Here is a 22,164-nt window from a genome sequence, read left to right as displayed (position 1 = left end):
AAGCAAATGTTATTAATTGTTTTGATTGTTTGTATTATTATTTTTTCTTTTTTGTTGATGTAGCTTTTGTTTTCGGCGATATTAAACTTTGGAGGCTTTCTATTTTAGATTGTAATTCATCAAAAGTAATTATCTCAACATCTTTACTATTGCTCCTGAATAATTCAAAAGCAGATTTTTGGCCATTGCTTAAAAGCATTAAGCTTCCTATTAAAACAACGGATTTGGAGTTAAAGGTTTCCAATGCTCCCAAATGAACACTTTTTGCTTTCAATGCATAAAATTCTTTTTGAAAATTGTCACGTTGATTCAATACCTGTACTATAGCCCCGCTCAAATCCTTCGTGGCGCTGAAAACATCCGTTCCCCTGTATGGCTTGCTTTCCACTAAGGTTGTCAGGTGAGTTTTTATTTCAAGGAATGATACGTTATTTGAAAGATCATTTTTGATAAAGAAATCATTCAGCTTTCCATTCTTATTATCCAATGCCCGGCCGCCAACAAAAGCTTCATCTTGGAACAGTACTATAGGCTGAGCAAAAATGGACGAGAAAACCCAGCTATGAGATTTTAAAAAAATCTGCCATTTCTTTTCCAGAGAGGAAGTATGGGTCGTTGTGATTAAGAACTTTTTGAATTTGGCCAAAGTATCTGCGATGTACTTATTGTCAATAATTTCCTTTGTTTTTGCTAATGCATCCTTTGTTAGAAAGTCTGTTTTAATTGATAGTTTTTCGAATAGCTCCTTTATTGCATTTTTATCTTTATCTGAAAATTCTGTGATGTCATTGCCCCAATTGGATAATGAAAGTGCCAGGGAGTTGGAGGAATATGTTTTTGGTGGTTTAGCAACAATAGCAGGAAATAAATAGTTTAGATTAATTTGTACAGCCAAATTCAGTTCCGCCTTGTTCTTTTGAAATACGGTGCTTAAAGCTCCTTGCAGATCTTTCAGATTTTGTTCATTGAGGTATAAGGTAAATGCTTTCTTATCCAGTATGGTTTTTCCAGACTTCTCGATTACAACAGTTTTGATTTTAAAATTTTCGCCAAGCCAGTATGCAATTGGGTTTAGCGTCTTTGTAAATCCATAGCCCTTGGTAACGGACTTAATCATTCCAACGGGGAATTTACTATTAAACCCTTTGTAAATAATTTTTTCAATCGATTTGTATTTGGCTCCGCCTTTAAAAGCGCGGGGATAGTGTACTTCAGTATCTTCTTTCTTATACACTTCCTTGGAAAGCTGGTCGATTTTTTCGTCGGGGTCTATATAATAGTACATATCTTTTGTTGCGTTGCTCTTTTTCAGTTGTTCTCCTTTTACAACAGCCATAAATGAAGTTTTGGTATTTTAATGCTCATAAAGTTACCGTTATTTCATTTGACTATGATAAAGTAAAGGAGTCAACCCACTAGCTTCTATTATTTTATTTTCTTGAGCATGCTCCTGAAACAATACAAATAGCGATCAACAAGAAAGACCTAATACCTAAACTAAATTCTTATCTATGCAACCTGTTCCCATCTCCACCATTTTTTCTTTCCTAGAATTAATCAGGCCTAGTAACGAATGCTTTCCTGATATAACCCAAACCTATTAATGGGCCAAAAATAAAATACCCTAAAATGAAAAGTCAGGTATTACTACGCGTAGTTTACAATTTTGCTTCCTCTATATTTAGCGGTTGGTATTTGTAAAAGTCAAGATATCGCATCAATAATAAATACTACGAAAGTGGTAATGCCTTATAAATAAGTTCGCCTAGTTTCGATTCAGCCCTTGCAATATTCAAAGCACACGACAGAAGAAAAACATTAACTGCTTAATAAGTTTTCTGATGATAAGACCTGCAATAACAATACTGCTTTGTTTTTTAACTACTGTAAGTTTCCAGAGCACCTACGGCCAGGTTTCAGACTCCCTGATCAAAATACCTGCAAAATATCTTGATAAAGTTTCGGCTAAATCATCTGCGATCGAAGAACAGCTGGATAAGAAATCGCAAAAGGCGCTGGAGAAATTACAAAAGCAGGAAGCGAAGATGAAGCAAAAGCTTTCGAAAATTGATTCATTGGCTGCAAAAGAAATTTTCGCAAAGTCTGATGAAAAATATAAAGACCTGCAGGAGAAATTAAAGAACCCTGCTTATAGAAATTACATTCCTTCTTTTGATACACTTGCTAGCTCTCTAAAATTCATTCAACAGAATCCTGAATTGATCTCAAATATCAAAGAAGGAAAAGAGAAGCTCGATGAGGCTTTAAGTAAAGTTAAAGGACTGGAAAGCCAGTTACAGAAAGCAGAAGAAATAAAACGGTTCTTAAAAGAGAGACGACAATTTCTGAAGGAGCAAATTAGCAAGTTCGGATTTGTAAAGGAATTGAAACAAGTTAATAAACAGGTTTATTATTATGCGGCACAAATAAAAGAATACAAAGAAATTCTAAACGACCCGAAAAAGATAGAACAGAAAGCAATAGAGCTGTTAAGTAAGACTAAGATGTTCAAAGATTTTATGGCGAAGAACAGTATGCTTGCTTCACTATTCCGTTTGCCAGGTGATCCAACCGACCCCAACTATGTTGCGAGCCTTGCCGGATTGCAAACAAGGGCTTCTGTAAACAACCTGATCCAACAACAAATATCTGCAGGTGGTCCGAATGCTCAGCAGCAGTTTCAAAGTAATTTACAACAGGCACAATCACAAGTTAGGCAACTAAAAGATAAAGTGATGCAAATGAGTGGGGGAAGTAGTGATGATATTTTGCCCGAAGGATTTAAACCGAATGATCAGAAAACAAAAAATTTCTGGAAAAGAATGGAGGTCGGTACAAATTTTCAAACACAGCGGGCAACAAATTTTTTCCCCGTTACCAGTGATATCGGTCTTTCACTTGGATATAAGCTGAATGATAAAAGCATCATCGGGATAGGCGCATCCTACAAATTCGGTTGGGGCAGTGGATGGGATCATATGAAAATTAGCAGCCAGGGTGCAGGTCTCAGAAGTTTTATTGATTGGAAAATAAAAGGCTCATTCTGGATCAGCGGAGGTTATGAACAGAATTACAAGGAGGCTTTTAAATCAATCGACCAGTTACAAAATTATTCTGCGTGGCAAACAAGTGGGTTGATAGGAATAAGCAAAGTAGTTTCTGTAAAAAGTAAAATATTTAAGAAAACGAAAGTGCAGCTGTTATGGGATTTTTTGAGTTATCAGCAGGTTCCGAGAACACAAGCAATTTTATTTCGACTTAATTACAATTTTAAATAAAGTCATTAAGATGCGACGCTTAACAACCACTAAATATTTTGCATTTTTTATTTCTCTTTTTACATGTATGCCATAGTATTAAATAAAATTGTTGATATCAAAACTGAATCATTTTATGAAATTACTCTTCTGCATTGTTTTAGTAGTAGCGTTAGCTGAAGGATACGCACAGGAACCATATCAACCAACCAAAATCATTCCGCCTTCACCAACAGCTGCATCTTTGGGAATCTATGGGGATGTTCCTGTAAGTACTTATACAGGGACCGCAAATGTTGCTATTCCTTTATATACTATTAAAACCAACCAGCATTCAGTTCCTGTTACATTAAATTATAATTGTTCAGCAATAAAGGTTGCGCAAGACGCGGGCTGGGTTGGGCTTGGGTGGTCTCTTTCAGCGGGTGGTGTTATCACACGAACGATTAGAGGAAATGATGATTTTTCTTCAGGAGGTTATTGGGCAACCGGAAAATTACCACCTTACGACGAAAATAATGACCATATTCCTAATTATTACGATGAAGATTCTGCTCTCCTAAATCGTGAATATTTCAGGGATGTGTTATCCAGAACATATGATGGCGAACCAGATATATTTTTCTACAACTTCGCTGGTTATTCTGGAAAATTTTTAATAGGTAAGAATGTTGATGGTAATCCAACGTTTATGAGTGATCGTAATGATCTTGAAATAAAGTTTGATCCGGATTTTGCCGAGGGTGGATGGACAATAATAACCCCCAATGGATTTGAATACCTTTTCACAGTTCCTGAGTTTTCTGAGAATTGTTATAAAAGCTCAGAGCTTTCTACGTATGCAGGGCTGGAACCGAGTTTTATCCGTACCTATCAGGAATCGATCAGTTCCTGGTATCTCAGTTTAATTAAATCACCGGCTGGTGAGGAAATAGCATTTACCTATGAAACCGGGATGAGTCTTAGTCTTATTAGCAGCTCGCAAACAAGGTATGACAGAACCAGTAACACTTCAACATATGGTGAAGGGGCGTCAACCCAAGCTAAGTATAGTTATTTCGATTTGTCAAGACAGATAATAAAAGATGTTATTCTAAAAAAAATAGAGTTCAATAATGGGTATGTGATTTTTAATACTTCAAGGAGAAGTGATATTGAACCTGTGCCTACGTATACGCCAAAGCCGCAGAAATTATCATCCATAGAGATATATAATACAGATGATGAGTTGCAGAAAAAATTTTTATTCAAATACAATTACTTTAATAATTCGTATTCTAGCAGTGATTCTTTTAGCTTTAAGCGACTGATGCTTGATACCTTAATTGAGTATGGAAAAAGTGGCTCTGCTCATAACCCATATCTGTTTAAATATTTTGATGTTGATTATATGCCATCCAAATATTCCAGACAAGTTGATGATTGGGGCCACTATTCATCCTTCTACACTCCTGTTCTAACCGGAGAATTATATCCGACATTATTACCAATTGTTACAACAGATACTCATATAGGGGTTCAAACATTTGATGGTACAAAGCGAGAGTCGGACTCTATTGGTACCTACAGCAAAAAAGGTATACTTACTTCAATAACTTACCCAACTACCGGAATAACGGAGTTTGAGTATGAACCGAACGAATACCGTGTCGCTCCATATCTAACAACTGGCAACCAAATTACTTATGCTACTGCATTTTCCTATTATATTAATCCATATGAAGATCAATTGATCAGCAACTTTAATGTATATGGAACTGATTCCGTTAGTTTTTCGCTTACAGCATATCCGTTATGGGATAGCATTATTTCGCCTTCACAGAACGTCGCATATTTAAAAAACATTATAACAGGTGATACTATTGAATCATTCAGTATCGATGACCCCAATAAAATTATTGTCCTTCCTACTGGGAACTATGCAGTAGTAGTTGATGCGGTTTATGATTATTCGGTTAATTTAACGGCGTTTCACCAAAACCCTCCGATAATGAAGTATAGCAGGAAAGGTGCTGGAATACGAATTAAATCAACTATAAATTATAATTATGATCATACCAGGATCAGCGCAAAAAATTATTTGTATACTATGAATGGTCCAACAGGGGGATTATCAACTGGTCAAATTCTGTTTATGCCTCCCAAATCATATAAAACCGGCGTTGTTGTGGTTTACCCTGATCCAGAAGGTCTTGCTTTCGCTAGCGCCGAATATTTGGTCAGATCTTCTCACAGTTTGTACGCAATGGGTTTTAATTCAGAACAAACACAGGTAACCTATGATAAAGTATGGGAATCAGCAAGTGAAAACGGAGAAGGTGGTTATACCGCTTATTCATATATAAATCTTGTTTCATCTGCTGCTGAAAGACCAGAAATCCCAGTACCATCATTCTCATTGAATGGCAAGCTTAAATCGATTGAAACCAGAAATGCAGCAGGTGAAAAGTTGACTAAGAAAATTAACGATTATACGCTGAAAGAATCCTTCATTTTAAAAGGAGTAAAAATTCTCAAAACCAGGCCTGACAATTCACCTCATTTTGCATATGCAGATGGTGAAGTAAAGTATTACGATAATGTTTCTCAATGGTGGGTATTATCTTCTGAAATAGACAGCTCTTTTTTCGGCAACCAGACAGTTGTTACGACAAAGCAATATTATTTCCTGGATTCTATTTATAAGCAAAAGACTAAAGAGGAGATGACCCAATCCGATGGCTCATCGCATTCAATTATTTATAAGTATCCACAGGATTTTGTTTCAACTTCTCCCTATGATTCTATGGTAATTGCAAAACATATCATTTCTCCTGTCATAGAGCAAATATCTTATAGGGATACGGCTAAGCTGGAGTCAGTCAGGACTAATTATTATAACTGGAGTGGGTATTATGCACCAACAACCGTAGAATCAAAAAGAGGATGGGGCACTTGGAAAACAAGGCTGCGCTTTCATGGATATGACGATAAAGGAAATCTTTTAAGCATTTCAAAGGAGAATGATGCAAAGTCAAGTTATATCTGGGGATATAATAAGACACTGCCGTTTATCAAAGCAGAAAATATAACTTCAACTGATCTCACCACAAAGGTTGATCTCGCTCTCAAAGATATCGGCTACACCGGTGGAATTAACGACATCGATGAATTTTTAACATGGTTAGGAAATCTCAGTTTCTCCTCTCAAAAGACAGCCTGGAAATCATTTAACACTTACCTGCGAAATAGATTGTTGACAGACAACGTGGATTATTCAGTATATACATATGTACCGTTAATTGGAATGACCAGTGTGACAAACGCTAATAACCTAACTACCTATTATGAATTCGACAACTTCGGCAGGTTAAAGACTACTAAGGATAATGATGGGAACACTATTAAAGTTAATAAATATAATTACAGACAATGAAAACAATAAGAATAATTCTGTTTGTAGGCTTGTGTTTTCAATTTCAACAAGCTGCCGCGCAAACCACTTATAATATGGCTGGAAATTGGACAGTTGATGCTGATAAAACATTTGATTCAATGAGTGTGCAACAGAAAGTGAAGTATGATAATATGCCTCTTCAGAAAAGACAGGAAATCAAACAGTCATTCCAGAATAGAACATTTCACTTTTTGGATAATACACAGGCTGAAATAAGTTTTACTGTTCAGGGTAATTCTAAACTAATTAAGGGTAACTGGACATATGAATCGGATAACAAAAGGCTGATAATAAATTCTGAAGGAAAAAGCAGTGAGTATATTATAAAATGGCTGGACAATAATCAGGTACAGTTATTATTTGCTACCGTTGCCCCCCAAGGACTGTTACAATCACTTTTTTTACTACGTAATAATTAATTATATGGTGATTATAAAATACATAATTGGAGTTTTATTCATTAATGTTTTTTCGGTTTTTTTTAATCCTGTTTATTGCCAGGCATATACAGTAGAGATTAAAGGCCCCGTTAATCCTAAAGTAAACGAATATATAAGATATGATCTGATATTCAAGGACGAATCTGGAAATCTCCTAACTCTGGACGAAGTGAATGTGACACATGTAGATTGGTATGACTTTCCTAGTGGTTCTTTTTCAGATAACTATGCTATCGTAAGTTGGGGTGCCATCAATTTCGCCGAATTAAATTGCAGTGTGTATACCTGGGATAATTATCTCGAAACACAAACTTTTTATGTCTATATAAAAGATAACATTCCTTTACCTGTAATATCAGCGACTAATAGCGGAATCGTAACTCCTGGCAATTCTGTAATACTTTCTGTAAATAATTTTTCTTATGATTCTTACGTTTGGCTGGATAGTGAAAATGACCCTATTTCCGGAGCAACAACATCAAGTTATACAACCAGTCAACCCGGTATCTATAAAGTACAGGTAACGAAGGGAGGCGTAACTTATGCTTCTTTCGAAAGGACCATAATCACAGATACTTCGGTATGGAATATGAATTATGTTGAAACTAATACGATGCTGGCTCCGGGCATTAGTGACACAACTGAAATTGATAACCTGCCTGCATCAAAGAACAATAGAACAATACAGTATTTTGATGGATTGGGTCGACCTATTCAAAACGTGATGCGGAAGGCTTCAACAACTGGTATGGATATCGTCCAGGTGTTTGGGTATGATGTTGTAGGCAGAGAAGTAATAAAATATCTTCCTTATGTCTCGAGTGACAACACAGGATTTTATAAGAAACAAGGTTTGAATGACCCGAATGCAACCACAATTGATGTACTTGAACGTTATCGCTCGGGGGCACAATTTGCCTTCTATCAGACAGCTGAGGGTATTGCCAATGATGAATATCCATATTCAGAAAATATTATGGAAGCATCGCCTTTAAACAGGCCTTTAAAAACGTATGGTCCCGGGGAAAACTGGCGTAACTATCAGAAGTTTTCAGGGTATCAATACCTAACCAATAAGCACGGAACATCAGCTGGCCAGGAAAAGGTCGTTTGCTGGTCTATTAATTCTTCGGGGTTGCCTGTTCGTAACTCTGTCTTTACGTACGGGTATTACCCAGATTCCAGACTTTATATAAAAAGCATAAAAGATGAAGAAGGGAATGAGGTACGGGAGTACACCACCAAAGAAGGTAAGCTGATTCTAAAAAAAGTACAAGTAAAAAAAGGCTCTACCAATCTTAACAATACAGATGAGTGGTTACATACCTATTATATTTATGATGAGTATAACCAATTAAGATATGTTCTTCAGCCAATGATGGTAAAGATCATTATGCAGAATGATACGAATAATCCTTCATTAGCAGATTTGAATGAACTTTCTTTTCATTATGAATATGACGATAAAGGCAGGATGATTATGAAAAAAATACCGGGTGCAGGAAAGGTATATATGATCTATGATGCAAGAGACAGGCTGGTGATGACGCAGGATTCCATGATAAGATCTGCACATAAATGGTCATACATTCAATACGATGATCTCAATAGGCAAACTATTACGGGCTTGATTACGGATAATACTTATTATAATGACGTTTCATATCATCGCTCTCATGCAGATTCAAGCATAAACTGGCCAATCCCCGGAAGCTATACTAATGAAGAACTTACTAAAACATTTTATGATGATTATGCATGGCGATCTGGTGAAAGCAATCCTTTAAATGCCACTCTAGATAATACCACTAGCGGCGCTGGTAATAGTAATTTACTAACAGCTTCCAACACAACATGGCCTTATCCTCAATCTATCGTTCAATCAGCACAATTAAAGGGATTGGTAACCGGTACAAAGGTAAAAGTGCTCGGCACTTCCAGCAGTTTTTTATATGCAGTTAGTTTTTATGATGAAAAAGCAAGGCTGGTACAAATGCAAGCTCAAAATGCCAGCACAGGTGTCGATATAGTGACCAGTCAATATGGATGGGCAGGACAAACTTTATTATCCATCATAACAAATGAAAAAGCCGGAAGCAATTCACAAAGTTCTATCGCAGTTACAAAATTGACTTATGATAGTCTAAATAAGATAGTCAAAATAGAGAAGAAAGTGAGCAATACAAAAGTAAATGCAGGTAGTATGCCATCAAATTGGAAAACGGTAGTACAACATGAATATAATGAATTGGGACAATTAAAGAAAAAGAAACTGGGTACCACTCCACTGGATTCATTAACATATGAATATAATATTCGTGGGTGGATATCGGGGATGAACCGCAGTTATGTAAAAGATACCACCAGCACCAGCAACTGGTTCGGCTTTGATTTAGGCTACGACAAAATAAACTTTAGTGTCAATGGCGACAGTAAGAGTTATTCAGCGCCACAATATAACGGAAATATTGAGGGGATGTTGTGGCGTAGCACTGGTGATGATATGCTAAGAAAATATGATTTTACTTATGATGCAGGCAGCCGATTAACGGGAGCAGATTTTAATCAATTAAACAGCAATAGTTTTTCTAAAGCAGCCGGAATTGATTTTAGTGTCAGCGGATTGAACTATGATGCAAATGGGAACATATTAAACATGAATCAACGTGGATGGAAAGTTGGTGGCAGTATAACCATTGATAGTTTGCTCTATACCTATATTTCTAATAGTAATAAATTGCTGAACGTATGGGATAAGAAAAATGATACCCTAACAAGGCTTGGCGATTTTAGAAGTTCGACAGCATATATGATTTCTTTAAGCCAAACCAGAACGACATCGGATGCCGACTACTCGTACGATGCCAATGGTAGTTTATCAGTTGATAATAATAAAGATATTGGCAACATACATTATAATCATCTTAATTTACCTGACAGCATAACTGTTTCCAATAAAGGCAGTATAAAATATGTGTATGATGCGACAGGAAATAAATTGAAAAAGATAACTACTGAAGGAAGCAAAGTAACCACTACGCTTTACATGACGGGCAATTACATAAATGACACACTTCAGTTTTTGCCACAAGAGGAAGGCAGAATACGATTTAATGTTGCAGATAGTAGTTTGGCCTATGATTATTTTATCAAGGATCATTTAGGAAATATCAGAATAGTGCTCACTGAACAGCAGCAAACTGATGCATACCCGGTTGCTTCACTAGAAACTACCCCGCTTTCAAATGAAAGAATTTATTACAGTAAGGTTGATTCGGGGAGAGTAAATAAAAGTGGTGTTCCCGGCTATCCAAATGATACTTACACTAGTCCGAATGACTTTGTACAACAACTTTCCGGTAATGGGATGAAAGTAGGAGCCGGAATGGTGCTGAAAGTAATGGCTGGTGATAAGTTTAATCTACGAGTAAACAGTTGGTGGAACAGTGGTGATAGCCCTGGAACACCGGTTAGTCCATTGACTGATTTGGTGAGTGCATTATCAGGGAGTGTTGGAAGCATTGGGGGAAGCCATGCTACTGCCGCTGAATTAACAAGTAGCGGAATATTGAGCCCCAATGCAACAAATTTCTTAAATAGTCAAAGTGGATTTACTCCGAGTAAACCGAAGGCATTTGTAAACTGGATATTATTTGATGAGCAATTTAATTATGTTTCTGCGAGTTCCGGATTTGAGCAGGTGGGCAGTAGCAATACTTTTACAACCCACATCCGGACAGACTTACCACTAAATAAAAGTGGTTACCTTTATATATATGTTAGCAATGAAACACCTAACATAGGTGTGTTCTTTGATAATTTACAGGTGACTCACATGCGAGGTCCTTTAATGGAAGACACCCACTATTATCCATTTGGACTGGTTATGAACGGCATATCTTCTAAAGCTTTAAACTTCGGAGACCCCCAGAATAAGTTTAAATACAACGGAAAAGAGGAACAACGGAATGAGTTCAGCGATGACAGTGGATTGGATTGGCTGGATTATGGGGCGAGGATGTATGATGTACAAATTGGAAGGTGGCATGTGGTTGATCCGATGGCTGAAAAAATGCGAAGACATTCACCATATAATTACGCTTTTGACAATCCAATACGATTTAATGACCCGGATGGGATGTCTCCTGATGATTTTGTAAAAGCCAAAGATGGAAAAATAAGATGGGATAATAATGCAAACTCTCAAGCTACAACAAAAGAAGGTGAAACTTATTTAGGTAAAACTCTGACATTAAAATTTAACAGTTACATTGATAAAAATCTTTGGGATGGCCCTAACTCCAAAGCACCGGGAGATAAGCTAACAACAACGGTATACGTTACCGGAAATGAAAATGAAAAAGGAGAATTGACCGGTGTGTCTGCAGGCAAGCATGTAGAAGTAGGAAGTACACCATACGGTACGGGAAGGGATTATTATCCGGGCCTAGGTGATGACCAAAATAAATTTAGTGCTACAGGTACTGTAGAAACTGGATTTAATGTTAGTATGGAGCAACATGCGAGTGTATCACCTATCGAACAAATTGGTTTGAATTTATTTGGCTATAAAATCGTGAATGTTGCACAAAAATTAGATGTTAATATTACTTCATCAGGAAATGTTACCACTTCAGCCGCAACAGATGTTTTCCCTTCTGCAACTTTATCAGCAAATGGTACTACTATCATGCAGTATAACCAACCTTCATTCAAAGAAACTCACACAGCACCAACGAAATACTGGGTCTCTGATGGGGGAGCTCCATACAAAATTCTAGATTATTCATACAAACCAGCAATATGGGAAAAAAGACTTTAAAATGAAACATCCAACCTTTTTAAAAATTTCTTTTTGTATTTTTTTGAAGTACATGACATTTTTTTTATTCTTGATGTTCAAAAATGAGAACTATTATTTTATTAGCCCAGGCATAACAGATGGGTCAGATTTATTTTATTATTTATGGTTGTTATTGTCATTGCCATTGTTAAATATCATAGCTTTTGGGGTCCCTTTATATTATTCTTTTAGGATTAAAAACATCTTTTTATTTTTTTTAGTTATATCGATTTTTGTTACAGGAGAATATTTTTTGTATACCTATTTGGCATCACCATCAGATTTAACTAATGGGCTGCACAATGCTTTATTTACAATCCTCTTTTTAGGACTATTCTTCTATAAAGAGATTAGATTTAAGTTTTAGAGATTTCATGTAATAATATATGTCAATTATGAAATAAGGTAGGGGGGCAAAACGAAACAGGCTGAAGCAATTTGAAACGGCATGCATATTGACAACCGCCAGGACGATCAGCATAATATTTTGCTATACGAGGTCGAAGGCTTTTACGTTGAAGTATTTTATCACAGGTCATTTAATGTAATCGTAAAATTTAGAAGCTTTTCAAGTACAACCCAATTGACTCCCTACCTTGAAAAAATAAATGTATTGGATATTATTAAATGATTCATCAAATAATTCAACTAACAGGGAGGCTTTCAATGTGAAAGAAACAACATTGGATGGAGCAGTGATTTTGCATTTGGTGATTTTCTTTGCTTTATTTTTTGGCTTAGGTATTTCGGGTGGGATGGTATGCTTAAAAATCTCTACGTTGGTGTAATTTGTGCCCAAATGCTTTAGATAATCTTTATGTATCTCGCCCGAATTTAATTGGTTGGTTAGTCCCATTAGCAAAGTTAGTGGCAGAATAAAAATACACTTCAATTACTCTTTGCCAGAAGTAAGAACCACCTTACCGTATTACTACGGTAACGAATTCTTTTATAACCGTTATATTTATCCCCTATAATCACCTGATCCACCATTTATGTCTGATACCGGCAAAATGCAAATTAGCATTCATCAAATCGATATGTTTCGGTTTGGGAATTCACCTTTTGATGATATCACCGAAATAATTATCCAGGAAATAAATAAAAATGAAGAAAAAGAATACAGGTTCAAGAAGCAAAAACTAGTACATAACTACCCGGGATTCACTATCAAAATATTTCACGCGATGAAAAAAAAGCAACCCCGCTGGCTTGGGTTTTTCAGTGAGGTTGTAAGCAAAGGAGAAGACCTCCTCAAATCATACAACACATTCTCTACTTTCCTGGTCTTTATTGGTTTCAAAAAAAACATCTACGCTATATCGGGAGGGTCCGGAAACACTGTACTGGAACGGTATAGTGTATCAAACTTGGGAACAGAAGTACTCACACGTTTGATCCAAAAAGACGAGAAAGTCATCACTAGTCTCAAGGACAGGTCTTTTGTTGGGAATATACTAGGTGAATCGCGAATTTATAAAGACGATCAAAGACTAACAGATGAAGATCAATTTGGAAAAATTTATAACCATGTTAAAGCTGGTTTAAACAGGGAAATCCTAACTAAGATATTTCGATTTTCAAAACATGATCTAACAAGACGGACAGCAAATTGCATTGCTCATTCTTCCTTTCAAATCAATAAAAGAATAAGTTTTGAAAAGCTATTGGAAATCATTGAAAGAATCGATTGGCTCTTTGAAACAAAAAAGCAACCAAATTTTACTCTAAACGATGTAATTCATATTGATAACAGGAAGCCATCTAATCAACAGCTCCGCGAAAAACTTGAACTTGAGTTTAAAAGCCAGATCTATAATAAATACATGAAAAAAGAAGAACTTGATTTTGATTTCTGCCATAAAAAATACGAAGAATATTATAATGCGCATGAGTACATTGCTACAAGGGATCGTAAAAAAATAATAAACACTTCAGACCGACTCACTTTCTCTTCTGTTTTATCTGCTGTAAGAGATAACGGATTCCTGCTCACTGATAGTCTCAATGAATTTATCTATTCCTTTATGGATGTGAAAATTGAGACCTTCGATGAGCTTGGTGAAAGAGCCACTTCTGGTTCTTTATTCGAACATCTCAATGGTGAAATTAAGTACGAAGGAACTACCTATTTTTATTTAGGTACCGAATGGTACCGTGTCAAATTAGAATTCATTGAACAGTTAAATCGGGACTGTAAAGACAGTTTGAGGCAAATGCTGGACAAAAGTTTGTTAAAACTGCCATTCAGGGAAAAAATTGAGGATGACTATGTATCCAAATTTTTAGGAAGACCAGGCGCGTATGTACTGCACAAAGTTCTTTATGAAAATATAGAATTATGCGACCTATTATTGCATGATCGCAACACTATTTATCTGGTACATATAAAACAAGGTTTCAACCATTCTGTTCGTGAGCTCGCCTCTCAGGTCTCCATGGCAGCAAGACATTTAATGCATGACAGGAAAACGAACTGCAAACTGATCAGCAAGCTGGAAACAAAACTGCTTCGTTTGAAAGGTAATAAAAACATATATCTCGATGCAGTGGGAAATCAGAAAATGCCACCAAAAGGTCTTGCCGGTTTATTTAACAACATCATCAACGATAATCAGATAATTTTCTGTCTCGCGTTTGTAGATAAAGGCACAACAAAAAGAGATATACTGAATGATTTGGAAGATTTTGACTCGAGCATAGCTAAATATTCTGTTCTTGAACTGAAAAAAGCATTGATGTCATACGGATTCGGATTCAAAATAATTCAATTGGATAAATAGTGGAGTCATCGTTTTGTAGAAGCTGAATGCATCAGCCATAACACCTTCGAAATGCAGCTCTCCGAGTTTAGATTTCGATAAATATAAATCTTTAGACCCAGCTTTAGCTATTTCAATTATTAATGTTTCGTTCTTAAAATCCGATTCGACGAATCACGTTTGAAAAAGTTGAAATAATTTCTTTGGATAGAGTTTCACTTACAATTCCGCTTAAAGTCATCTCTCCAAGCTTTCCAAGAAGCATATGCCACCAACTCCTCTTGGGCAACGAAAAATAATTTCGCATTTCATTTATTTCATTCCTAATATCATGTAATTCCAATTGAGTTCCCTCAAATCTTGTTTCAATTTTCTCGATTATCAGGTCTAGCTTCTCATTTGCTGTAAAAATTTCTTCCTGCGAAAACTTAGCTCCGGGCGGATAACCATAGGATTTTAATCGATTTAAAATAATTTTTTCAACTCCCGGAAAAGCTACGTAGTTGTTGAATATTGTTTCGTTTCCACCAATGCGTATAGATTTATAAATATTAAGATTTTCTTCAAAAGAGCCTCCCGTGTTGAAATGACCGATTAAAGACAATAAATGAATAATAAAACTTGTGTGAAGGGATGTAAGGCCAGTTATAGACGAAATTTGCTCAATGGAAAGAGTGTGCCGATCCACATCCTCCATTATTAATTGTCTAATGGCTTTCGCTGTTGCGTTGATTTCTTGCAGGATGAAACTTTCAGGATCTAATGCGAGTATTCCAAGTATAGTAATTGAACATCCATTATGTTCCAATAACCTACTATCTATTTCTTGATAAGTAAAGTCGTTTGGAATCCGGCCTTCCAATTTGACTCTAACATGTTCAAAAGAAAATCTTTTTCCTTGCCTATTCCAATCATACACTTGGTCCAGCCAAAAGCGTTCTGGATTTGTCAAAATAAAAATTGGAAAATTAGCGATGGTAAACATATTTACTTTTTACTCACAAAGATGAATCCAACTATTTACTTTTTAGTTTGTTAAGGTCTATATTCATGGTATTGCACATTTGATTGTGAGGGCGATTTTTCAGGGTGGCGATGCTGATTGATGGTGAAGTCTTTTGACTAGGCTGTTTTAAAATAAAGATCTTTGTGTCTTGCTAACGGCCTTAATGAAGGAAAAATAATTTGCTCTGTTCCTGCATAAAACATTTGTATGATATACTTAGCTAAAGTATCATAAACTAACGATTCCATTTTTTCTTCTCTGTTGTTCCGAACTCCAATTTTATTTTTTATGTCCCCTCTTAAAGCATTTCTTTCTTGAATCAATAATCCATTGTCGCCTAAAATATTATTCACTTCCAGAATTTCCCTTATTTCGGTGTAATACAAAAACTCAACTCTGCTTCCATCCCGGTCTTCTCCCTTCACAAATTTTAAACAAGCGTCATCAGAATCAATATCAATATTTGTATTGATAACCATCTTGTTCTTTTTAAAATACTCCTCGAGTAATGCAATGTTGATATACATAATTTATTTGTCAGATTGTTTAATTATACTCACTTTCCCTTTTAAAGGTGTTTGATATCAAAGCCATACATAAAATTGATATGGTTACTATCATTGACATTTTGCTGCCACCCCGACTCACGGTGACTTACGTCAACGATCTGTCTTGTATTCATTCCTTTAAATGCATCCGAAACTTTTTTCATCATATCCATCTCACTTTCAGAAAACAACTCATCCTCTTCGGTGAACTTAAGCTTAGGCGCAACAAATTTTTCTCCCACATAATCCTTAAAATCAACTTCGGTTACAAAGGCAAAGCCCCGATGAATGACTTCATTATAAATAGCACCGTAATTATCAGGAACCGGGCCCCTTTCAAAAGCGAGGTAACAGGTTCCGCTGATCGCAAACCCATGCTTTTTATAATGCGCAAAGTCTGCGTAAAACATCAGTTTATTCAGTGCCGTTAAAAAAGGCTGGTTGTGATGGGCGAAGAAATTTACCATGGCTGATATCTTGTCAAGTCTGGGTTTTCGAAACCCATTGTAAACGTTAGGTACATTACAGCCAATTAGTCTCTGTTCATAATATTCTCTTCCCTTATTGTAACTATCAAAAAACTCCTGCAATTTCTTGATCACCCGGTCATATTCTTTTTCTTCCCAGGATTGGCGGTTTAAATGAACAAGGGTCCTGAACTCGTGGGGATCCTCGGCGAGTTTGATCAATCTACCGTTGGCGACAGTTGGCACTTCACCTGCTTCATAATGGCGGTAAACATTCGCGCCAAACCCAAGCACCTCACTCATCTTTGCAGCACTCAGGTTGTATTTGTGTCGGATTGCCTTTATTTCATCAGCGAAAGGAATTCCGTACTTGGACCGGTACTGGTTATGCACCTGTGTTATGTTCAGGTTGTCCAGTTCTTCAGTGGTAAATTGTTCATTGGTATCATTACACAGGTAATAATGGTAAACGATATCAAAACTTTCTTTACGGTAATCGAAGCCTTCGATCTTCTTTTTCAATTGCACGGTTCCGCCTGTAAATGGACTTTTCATGTTCACGATTTTAAAGGATAAAGTAAAGGCCTTTCAGCGATGTGAAAAGATATGCAGATGACCTGTCTTCCGGCAAAGCCCAATGTAATTTTAATATAAACTTCATGTTGTCTAATTGTCTTTCCAAATACCCACATATCTGCTCCTCCATAAAGGTTTTCTCGTAGCGGACCTTCGACAAAATCTTCAACAGTTATAGTTTTAAGTAGTTCTGTTCTCCTGGCAGGTAATATATCAAGCGTCAAAAGCGATTGCAGATTCTTATTTCTATCGTCACGATAAATAATTCCCCAAATTGATAATTTGGCTTGAAAATCCTGCAAGAACTGCGATATCTCCACTCTTGAAGTTGACATAAAAATAGCAAATTTCATGACAAAATTCAACTAATTAGTTGAATTTTGTGAACATTTTATTGACGGCGAACTCGAGAAGCGGCATAAAGGCCACAACTGTTGATAAACAGGGATTTGACTTCAGTTTAATGCCAGAATCAATCGATAACCGTTATCAGAATATATGTTTACAATATTATGCGGTCAAGATATTATAAGTGGAATTGGGAAATATCGCGGCTACTACCTGACTTCTGAGAGTAGTAATACGGATCAACTATCACATATTCCTTGGCCGCAAAATAAATCGTAAAGGTTCATTTTTTCAGTGTATCCATCGTTGCTTATAATATTCAATAACATCTTCAATTACTCACCCTCTTCAAGTACTCACCAGGCAACTTAACCTTGATTTCTGATTAATCCAACAAATTTGTTTTAATATCCTTTTTAGCCATCTTAATATATTGAGAGTATTTGGTACACTAGCAGATAACTTTTTCATATCGCTTAAATGCTCTGACATTAAAGATATTGAGCATGTTTAAAAGAAGCAAGTCGTGAAACCACGACAATACTGATTTCATTTTTTCTATATTTTGCGAAAGTATGAACATGTATCAATTTAATATGCTCGACAAGACAAAATAAGCCGAAGCAGTTTGGAGCGGTGTTCACATTGGGGAAAGAGAAGGCGGGCCGCATAATATTTTATTGTACCAGGTCGAAGGCTTCTATGTCGAAGTATATTATAACAGGGTATACAATGCAATAATAAAATTCCGAAGCTTGCAGATTTACTATAATAACCCTTTCATTTTTTCTTCAAAAAACAAAAAACCTAAATAAGTCTGATTAAGTTAGCAAATAATTACTAATTTCATTAGTATAAATACGCTAAATGATTTACCCGCCTTTTACACTAGTCTATTTAATGATTTGCTGCATAATCTTTATTAAGAATGAAAAATTTAATAATTTGGAAGTTGATTTATCCACCAAAGTTGAAGAAAAAATGCAGTTAGCCACAAGCATAAAAGAAAGTTTCCTTGATTTGTTTTACAATGAATTGGAATGTGAAATTGAGCAAACAAATTCCAGATTAAACCTTCGTATACTACGGATTGAAAACAATCAATTTACTTATGATGAGCTGATCAAAAAGTTATCCAATGCGGTTATTACCTATTCTCTTTCAAAGAAGCAATTTACCGATTTTGTAAAAGACGAAAGATATGGTGAATTGAATAAGCTTGCATTGAATAAATTTAGAGATTATAGCATTAATGATGGCGAAGCTGGCGAAGTACTTTTGTATTGTTTTCTAGAATCTCATCTCAAAGCACCGAAAATTCTTACTAAACTTGAAATTAAGACTGCTCGTAATGATTATGTAAAAGGTTCCGATGGAATACACTTGTTACAGCTCGGCCTAAAACGATTTCAGATCATCTTTGGAGAATCGAAGCTCGATGCTTCTTTGACAGCATCTCTTTCAAACGCGTTTAAATCAATACACGATTTTATTACCCGTGATAAGGACAATATTTATCATGAGATGTCTTTACTTGACTCCCAATTATGTAAGGAGTCATTGGATGAAGACATGTACCAATTTGTGAAATCAATTGTTTTTCCTAAAGCGAATGGTAGTAACAGTGTAGTAAAGGATAATGCATTTGCCATTTTTGCTGGCTTTGATATTAATCCGAGTGAGGAAGAGTTAAAAATGAAAAACGATGATTTTAGAATACTTATAAGGAAGCGCATTAAGGAGGAAGTAGAAAAAAAACAGGAGCACATAAGGGAAAAAATTTCTGAATATAAACTTTTCAACCATACTTTTTATGTATATGTTTTCCCATTTATGAAAATTGATGAGACAAGAAAGAAAATAATTAAAGAAATTACTCATCCAGTATTATGATTGAACGGCTTTCAAATGAAGTATTAGCTGATCAGTATTTTAATCAGTTGTTCCTAAAAGCAAATAAACTTTTGGCAGGTATGATATTTAAAGAAAACGGAAGCACTCCCTATCTTTCTCCTAAGGAATTAAACGACATTTTAAGATTTTCTGACATATTATCTAATTCTAAAAGTTCAATTCCCCGGAATAAAGCGTATACAATTATTACTCTTTTAAATCCTGCATATTCCACAGATCCCTACTATAAAACTTTTTCACATTCCGTCTTAGCAAAACTTGGCAATTTTCCCGGCATAGATTACTTGAAAAATAAAAATGATAACAATGCGGTTTTACCGTATGAAAGAGCGGTCGAGAAAACGGTAAAAGAATTCATTCAGGCAGTTCCCGACACTTCTAATCTGATTTTCACAGATTCCCAGTTTGAATTGTATCAACGAATTAGTGAATCAAAATTCTTTAGTTTTTCTGGACCGACCTCAATGGGAAAATCATTTATTATCAAATCATTCATTCGAAAAGCCATCAGCAATTCTCCGCCTGAGAATATCGCAATATTAGTTCCCACGAGAGCACTCATTAGTCAATTCTCGTTGGATCTGAATAGAGAATTAAAAGACTTATTGGAGCATTATAAATATAAAGTCATTACCAACTCCAACATTGGCGATATGCTCTCAAATAACCAGGTTAGATATTTGATGGTACTGACTCCGGAAAGATTGATTAGCTATTTATCAAATAAGAACAATCCTTTGATAGGATACTTATTTGTTGACGAGGCACATAAGTTAGCGACCGAGAACGATTCACGGGCAATTACAGCATACAATGCTATTTCCAAAACTCTTAGAATTAACACTTCTCTAAATTTGTATTTTGCATCACCAAATGTGGCAAATCCTGAAGTTTTTCTGAGACTTTTTAAAAAAGATGATACAAAGGCTTTTAGAACGATAGAATCTCCTGTTTCCCAGAACTTATTTTTTTTGGATCTTACTACAAAGAAAGCGGTTCATTATACAGACGAAGAGAATTACGAATTTAGTCCCAAAACACTTTTAAATAGTAATTCTTTATCGGAATTATTGGTATTTATAGGACATTCAGAAAACAATATTGTTTATTGCAGCTCAAGATTCAAGGCTGTTGATAAATCATTAGAACTATTCTTGCAATTAGAAGATACTAATGTCGAAGTTTCCAACAATGTCAAGAAGGCAATCAGGCAGATTAAAAGCTATATTCATAAGGATTATTATCTAGCCGATTTTCTCCAGAAAGGTATTGCATATCATTTTGGCAATCTTCCCCAGCTTATTCGCAATAAAGTTGAAGCGTTATTCAAAGAGTCTGAAATTCATTATGTTTTCTGTACATCAACCCTGCTTGAAGGAGTAAATCTCCCCGCTAAAAATGTATTCATCCTTAATGATAAAAATGGAAGAAACCCTCTTCAGCCGATTGATTTTTGGAATCTTGCTGGTCGGGCAGGGAGATTAAAATATGAGCTTTCTGGAAATATCTTTTGTATCAGAGAGACATCCAAGGATTGGGAGAAGATTAATTTATTGAACAGGAATCAGGACATCACATTAACCCCTTCCATTGAAAATCATATCGATAAACAGTTAAAGAAGATTGAACAAATAATTAATCAGACGCCTGATATTAAGTTCAAGACCGAATCATTTAGAGAAATATTGGAATATATCGCAAACGTTATATCTATTGATACGTTGGAAATTCAGCGAACAAATTATCAAAGTGATATTATAAAGAAATTAATTTCTGAAAATAAAGAACAAATTATAAATCTTGCTAAGGAAAAAACTAGAAATATTGAAGTCCCCAGTACTGTTTTGAGCGCAAACCAGTCTGTTAAAGTTGCTATCCAGAACTCGGTTTATCAATACGTCAAAGCGAATGCCGGCAATTCTCGTATTAAACTTCCATCTGAAATTAACTTTGAGTCGTGCAAAGAATGGCTTAACACCTTGTATAATTTATTTCGATGGGAAACAGAAGAAAAAAGAAACATTAAAAGTCAATCCCAGCTTACTTACTATGCAATGTTAATGAATCAGTGGATTAATGGAACTCCGCTGAATTTAATTATCAGTAAATCCATCGAATATTTCGATAAGAATAAAAGAGAAATTGTGATTGGATGGGATTTTTCAAAAAAGGAAATCTTTAATAAAAACGACAAAAGACATGTGAATTTCTTGATTGGTGAGATTATTGAAGATATAGAGCAGATTCTTCGGTTCGTTTTTGAGAAGTATTTCAATAATTACTATACTATTCTTGTAGAGATATTGGGAGAAGAGAATGCAGGTCAGAGTTGGGCTACTTTCTTAGAATATGGAACTCGAAATTCTATTGTTATCGCATTGCAGAATTATGGACTTTCACGACATACTGCCAATTATCTGTTTACAAAACATCGTTCTTCGCTTAACATTGAAGGTGATAAATTACTGGGAATTGATCTAAAAAGGTTAAGAATAATGCTTAATCATGAAGATATAGAATTTGATGAGATAATTTCGATATTGTTCTAATCTTAAAACAAGAATAAA

At 35.5% G+C, this 22,164-nt stretch carries 13 protein-coding genes; 8 read left to right on the top strand and 5 right to left on the bottom strand.

What is annotated here, in order from left to right; translation table 11 throughout:
- Positions 1-37: 37 nt before the first annotated feature.
- Positions 38-1,336 carry a DUF4263 domain-containing protein gene (locus E6H07_13210; protein ID TMI63722.1) on the bottom strand — a complete coding sequence of 433 codons (1,299 nt, stop codon included), beginning with the start codon at positions 1,334-1,336 and terminating at the stop codon, positions 38-40.
- A gap of 505 nt (positions 1,337-1,841) precedes the next feature.
- Here E6H07_13210 and E6H07_13205 point away from each other — a divergent pair.
- From E6H07_13205 to E6H07_13180, 6 genes are all read left to right on the top strand, one after another.
- On the top strand, positions 1,842-3,278 hold the full coding sequence (locus E6H07_13205; protein TMI63721.1) for a hypothetical protein: 1,437 nt from the start codon (positions 1,842-1,844) through the stop codon (positions 3,276-3,278).
- Positions 3,279-3,393: 115 nt separating this feature from the next.
- Entirely contained in the window at positions 3,394-6,672 is a 3,279-nt protein-coding gene (locus E6H07_13200) for a hypothetical protein (GenBank protein TMI63720.1), read from the top strand.
- Positions 6,669-7,112, top strand: a complete 444-nt coding sequence (locus E6H07_13195) for a hypothetical protein (protein TMI63719.1) — start codon at positions 6,669-6,671, stop codon at positions 7,110-7,112. The genes E6H07_13200 and E6H07_13195 overlap by 4 nt, the downstream gene beginning before the upstream one ends.
- Positions 7,113-9,126: 2,014 nt before the next feature.
- The gene (locus tag E6H07_13190) at positions 9,127-11,955 is read left to right on the top strand and encodes a hypothetical protein (GenBank protein TMI63768.1); all 2,829 of its coding nucleotides are present in this window, start codon (positions 9,127-9,129) and stop codon (positions 11,953-11,955) included.
- Positions 11,956-12,584: 629 nt separating this feature from the next.
- Positions 12,585-12,764, top strand: a complete 180-nt coding sequence (locus E6H07_13185; protein ID TMI63718.1) for a hypothetical protein — start codon at positions 12,585-12,587, stop codon at positions 12,762-12,764.
- A gap of 207 nt (positions 12,765-12,971) precedes the next feature.
- Entirely contained in the window at positions 12,972-14,759 is a 1,788-nt protein-coding gene (locus tag E6H07_13180) for a hypothetical protein (protein TMI63717.1), read from the top strand.
- 133 nt (positions 14,760-14,892) lie between these two features.
- Here E6H07_13180 and E6H07_13175 read toward each other — a convergent pair whose 3' ends face one another.
- The 4 genes from E6H07_13175 to E6H07_13160 all read right to left on the bottom strand — a co-directional run bounded on the left by E6H07_13175 (position 14,893) and on the right by E6H07_13160 (position 17,670).
- Positions 14,893-15,723: a hypothetical protein gene (locus tag E6H07_13175; protein ID TMI63716.1), complete on the bottom strand. Its 831-nt coding sequence runs from the start codon at positions 15,721-15,723 to the stop codon at positions 14,893-14,895.
- Positions 15,724-15,860: 137 nt separating this feature from the next.
- A complete protein-coding gene (locus tag E6H07_13170) occupies positions 15,861-16,223 on the bottom strand; it encodes a hypothetical protein (GenBank protein ID TMI63715.1) in 363 nt (120 codons plus the stop codon).
- An 89-nt stretch (positions 16,224-16,312) separates the two neighbouring features.
- Positions 16,313-17,314 carry a DUF4065 domain-containing protein gene (locus E6H07_13165; GenBank protein TMI63714.1) on the bottom strand — a complete coding sequence of 334 codons (1,002 nt, stop codon included), beginning with the start codon at positions 17,312-17,314 and terminating at the stop codon, positions 16,313-16,315.
- A 2-nt stretch (positions 17,315-17,316) separates the two neighbouring features.
- A complete protein-coding gene (locus tag E6H07_13160; protein ID TMI63767.1) occupies positions 17,317-17,670 on the bottom strand; it encodes a toxin in 354 nt (117 codons plus the stop codon).
- A 994-nt stretch (positions 17,671-18,664) separates the two neighbouring features.
- Between E6H07_13160 and E6H07_13155 the strand changes: the two genes are divergently transcribed.
- Entirely contained in the window at positions 18,665-19,576 is a 912-nt protein-coding gene (locus E6H07_13155; GenBank protein ID TMI63766.1) for a DUF1837 domain-containing protein, read from the top strand.
- The gene (locus E6H07_13150) at positions 19,573-22,146 is read left to right on the top strand and encodes a DEAD/DEAH box helicase (GenBank protein ID TMI63713.1); all 2,574 of its coding nucleotides are present in this window, start codon (positions 19,573-19,575) and stop codon (positions 22,144-22,146) included. Before E6H07_13155 ends, E6H07_13150 begins: the two co-directional genes overlap by 4 nt.
- Positions 22,147-22,164: the final 18 nt, after the last annotated feature.

This window comes from Bacteroidota bacterium (assembly GCA_005882315.1).
In the GTDB taxonomy this organism is placed as follows: domain Bacteria; phylum Bacteroidota; class Bacteroidia; order Chitinophagales; family Chitinophagaceae; genus VBAR01.
This window is presented reverse-complemented; position numbering and strand designations above follow the sequence as displayed.

What these genes read in the sequence shown, in the direction of transcription:
- E6H07_13200 (TMI63720.1), top strand. Translation starts at nt 3,394, where the DNA reads ATGAAATTACTCTTCTGCATTGTTTTAGTAGTAGCGTTAGCTGAAGGA.
- E6H07_13185 (TMI63718.1), top strand. Translation starts at nt 12,585, where the DNA reads ATGTATTGGATATTATTAAATGATTCATCAAATAATTCAACTAACAGG.
- E6H07_13155 (TMI63766.1), top strand. Translation starts at nt 18,665, where the DNA reads ATGCAGTTAGCCACAAGCATAAAAGAAAGTTTCCTTGATTTGTTTTAC.
- E6H07_13165 (TMI63714.1), bottom strand. Translation starts at nt 17,314, where the DNA reads ATGAAAAGTCCATTTACAGGCGGAACCGTGCAATTGAAAAAGAAGATC.
- E6H07_13210 (TMI63722.1), bottom strand. Translation starts at nt 1,336, where the DNA reads ATGGCTGTTGTAAAAGGAGAACAACTGAAAAAGAGCAACGCAACAAAA.
- E6H07_13150 (TMI63713.1), top strand. Translation starts at nt 19,573, where the DNA reads ATGATTGAACGGCTTTCAAATGAAGTATTAGCTGATCAGTATTTTAAT.
- E6H07_13160 (TMI63767.1), bottom strand. Translation starts at nt 17,670, where the DNA reads ATGTCAACTTCAAGAGTGGAGATATCGCAGTTCTTGCAGGATTTTCAA.
- E6H07_13190 (TMI63768.1), top strand. Translation starts at nt 9,127, where the DNA reads ATGCAAGCTCAAAATGCCAGCACAGGTGTCGATATAGTGACCAGTCAA.
- E6H07_13170 (TMI63715.1), bottom strand. Translation starts at nt 16,223, where the DNA reads ATGGTTATCAATACAAATATTGATATTGATTCTGATGACGCTTGTTTA.
- E6H07_13175 (TMI63716.1), bottom strand. Translation starts at nt 15,723, where the DNA reads ATGTTTACCATCGCTAATTTTCCAATTTTTATTTTGACAAATCCAGAA.
- E6H07_13180 (TMI63717.1), top strand. Translation starts at nt 12,972, where the DNA reads ATGTCTGATACCGGCAAAATGCAAATTAGCATTCATCAAATCGATATG.
- E6H07_13195 (TMI63719.1), top strand. Translation starts at nt 6,669, where the DNA reads ATGAAAACAATAAGAATAATTCTGTTTGTAGGCTTGTGTTTTCAATTT.
- E6H07_13205 (TMI63721.1), top strand. Translation starts at nt 1,842, where the DNA reads ATGATAAGACCTGCAATAACAATACTGCTTTGTTTTTTAACTACTGTA.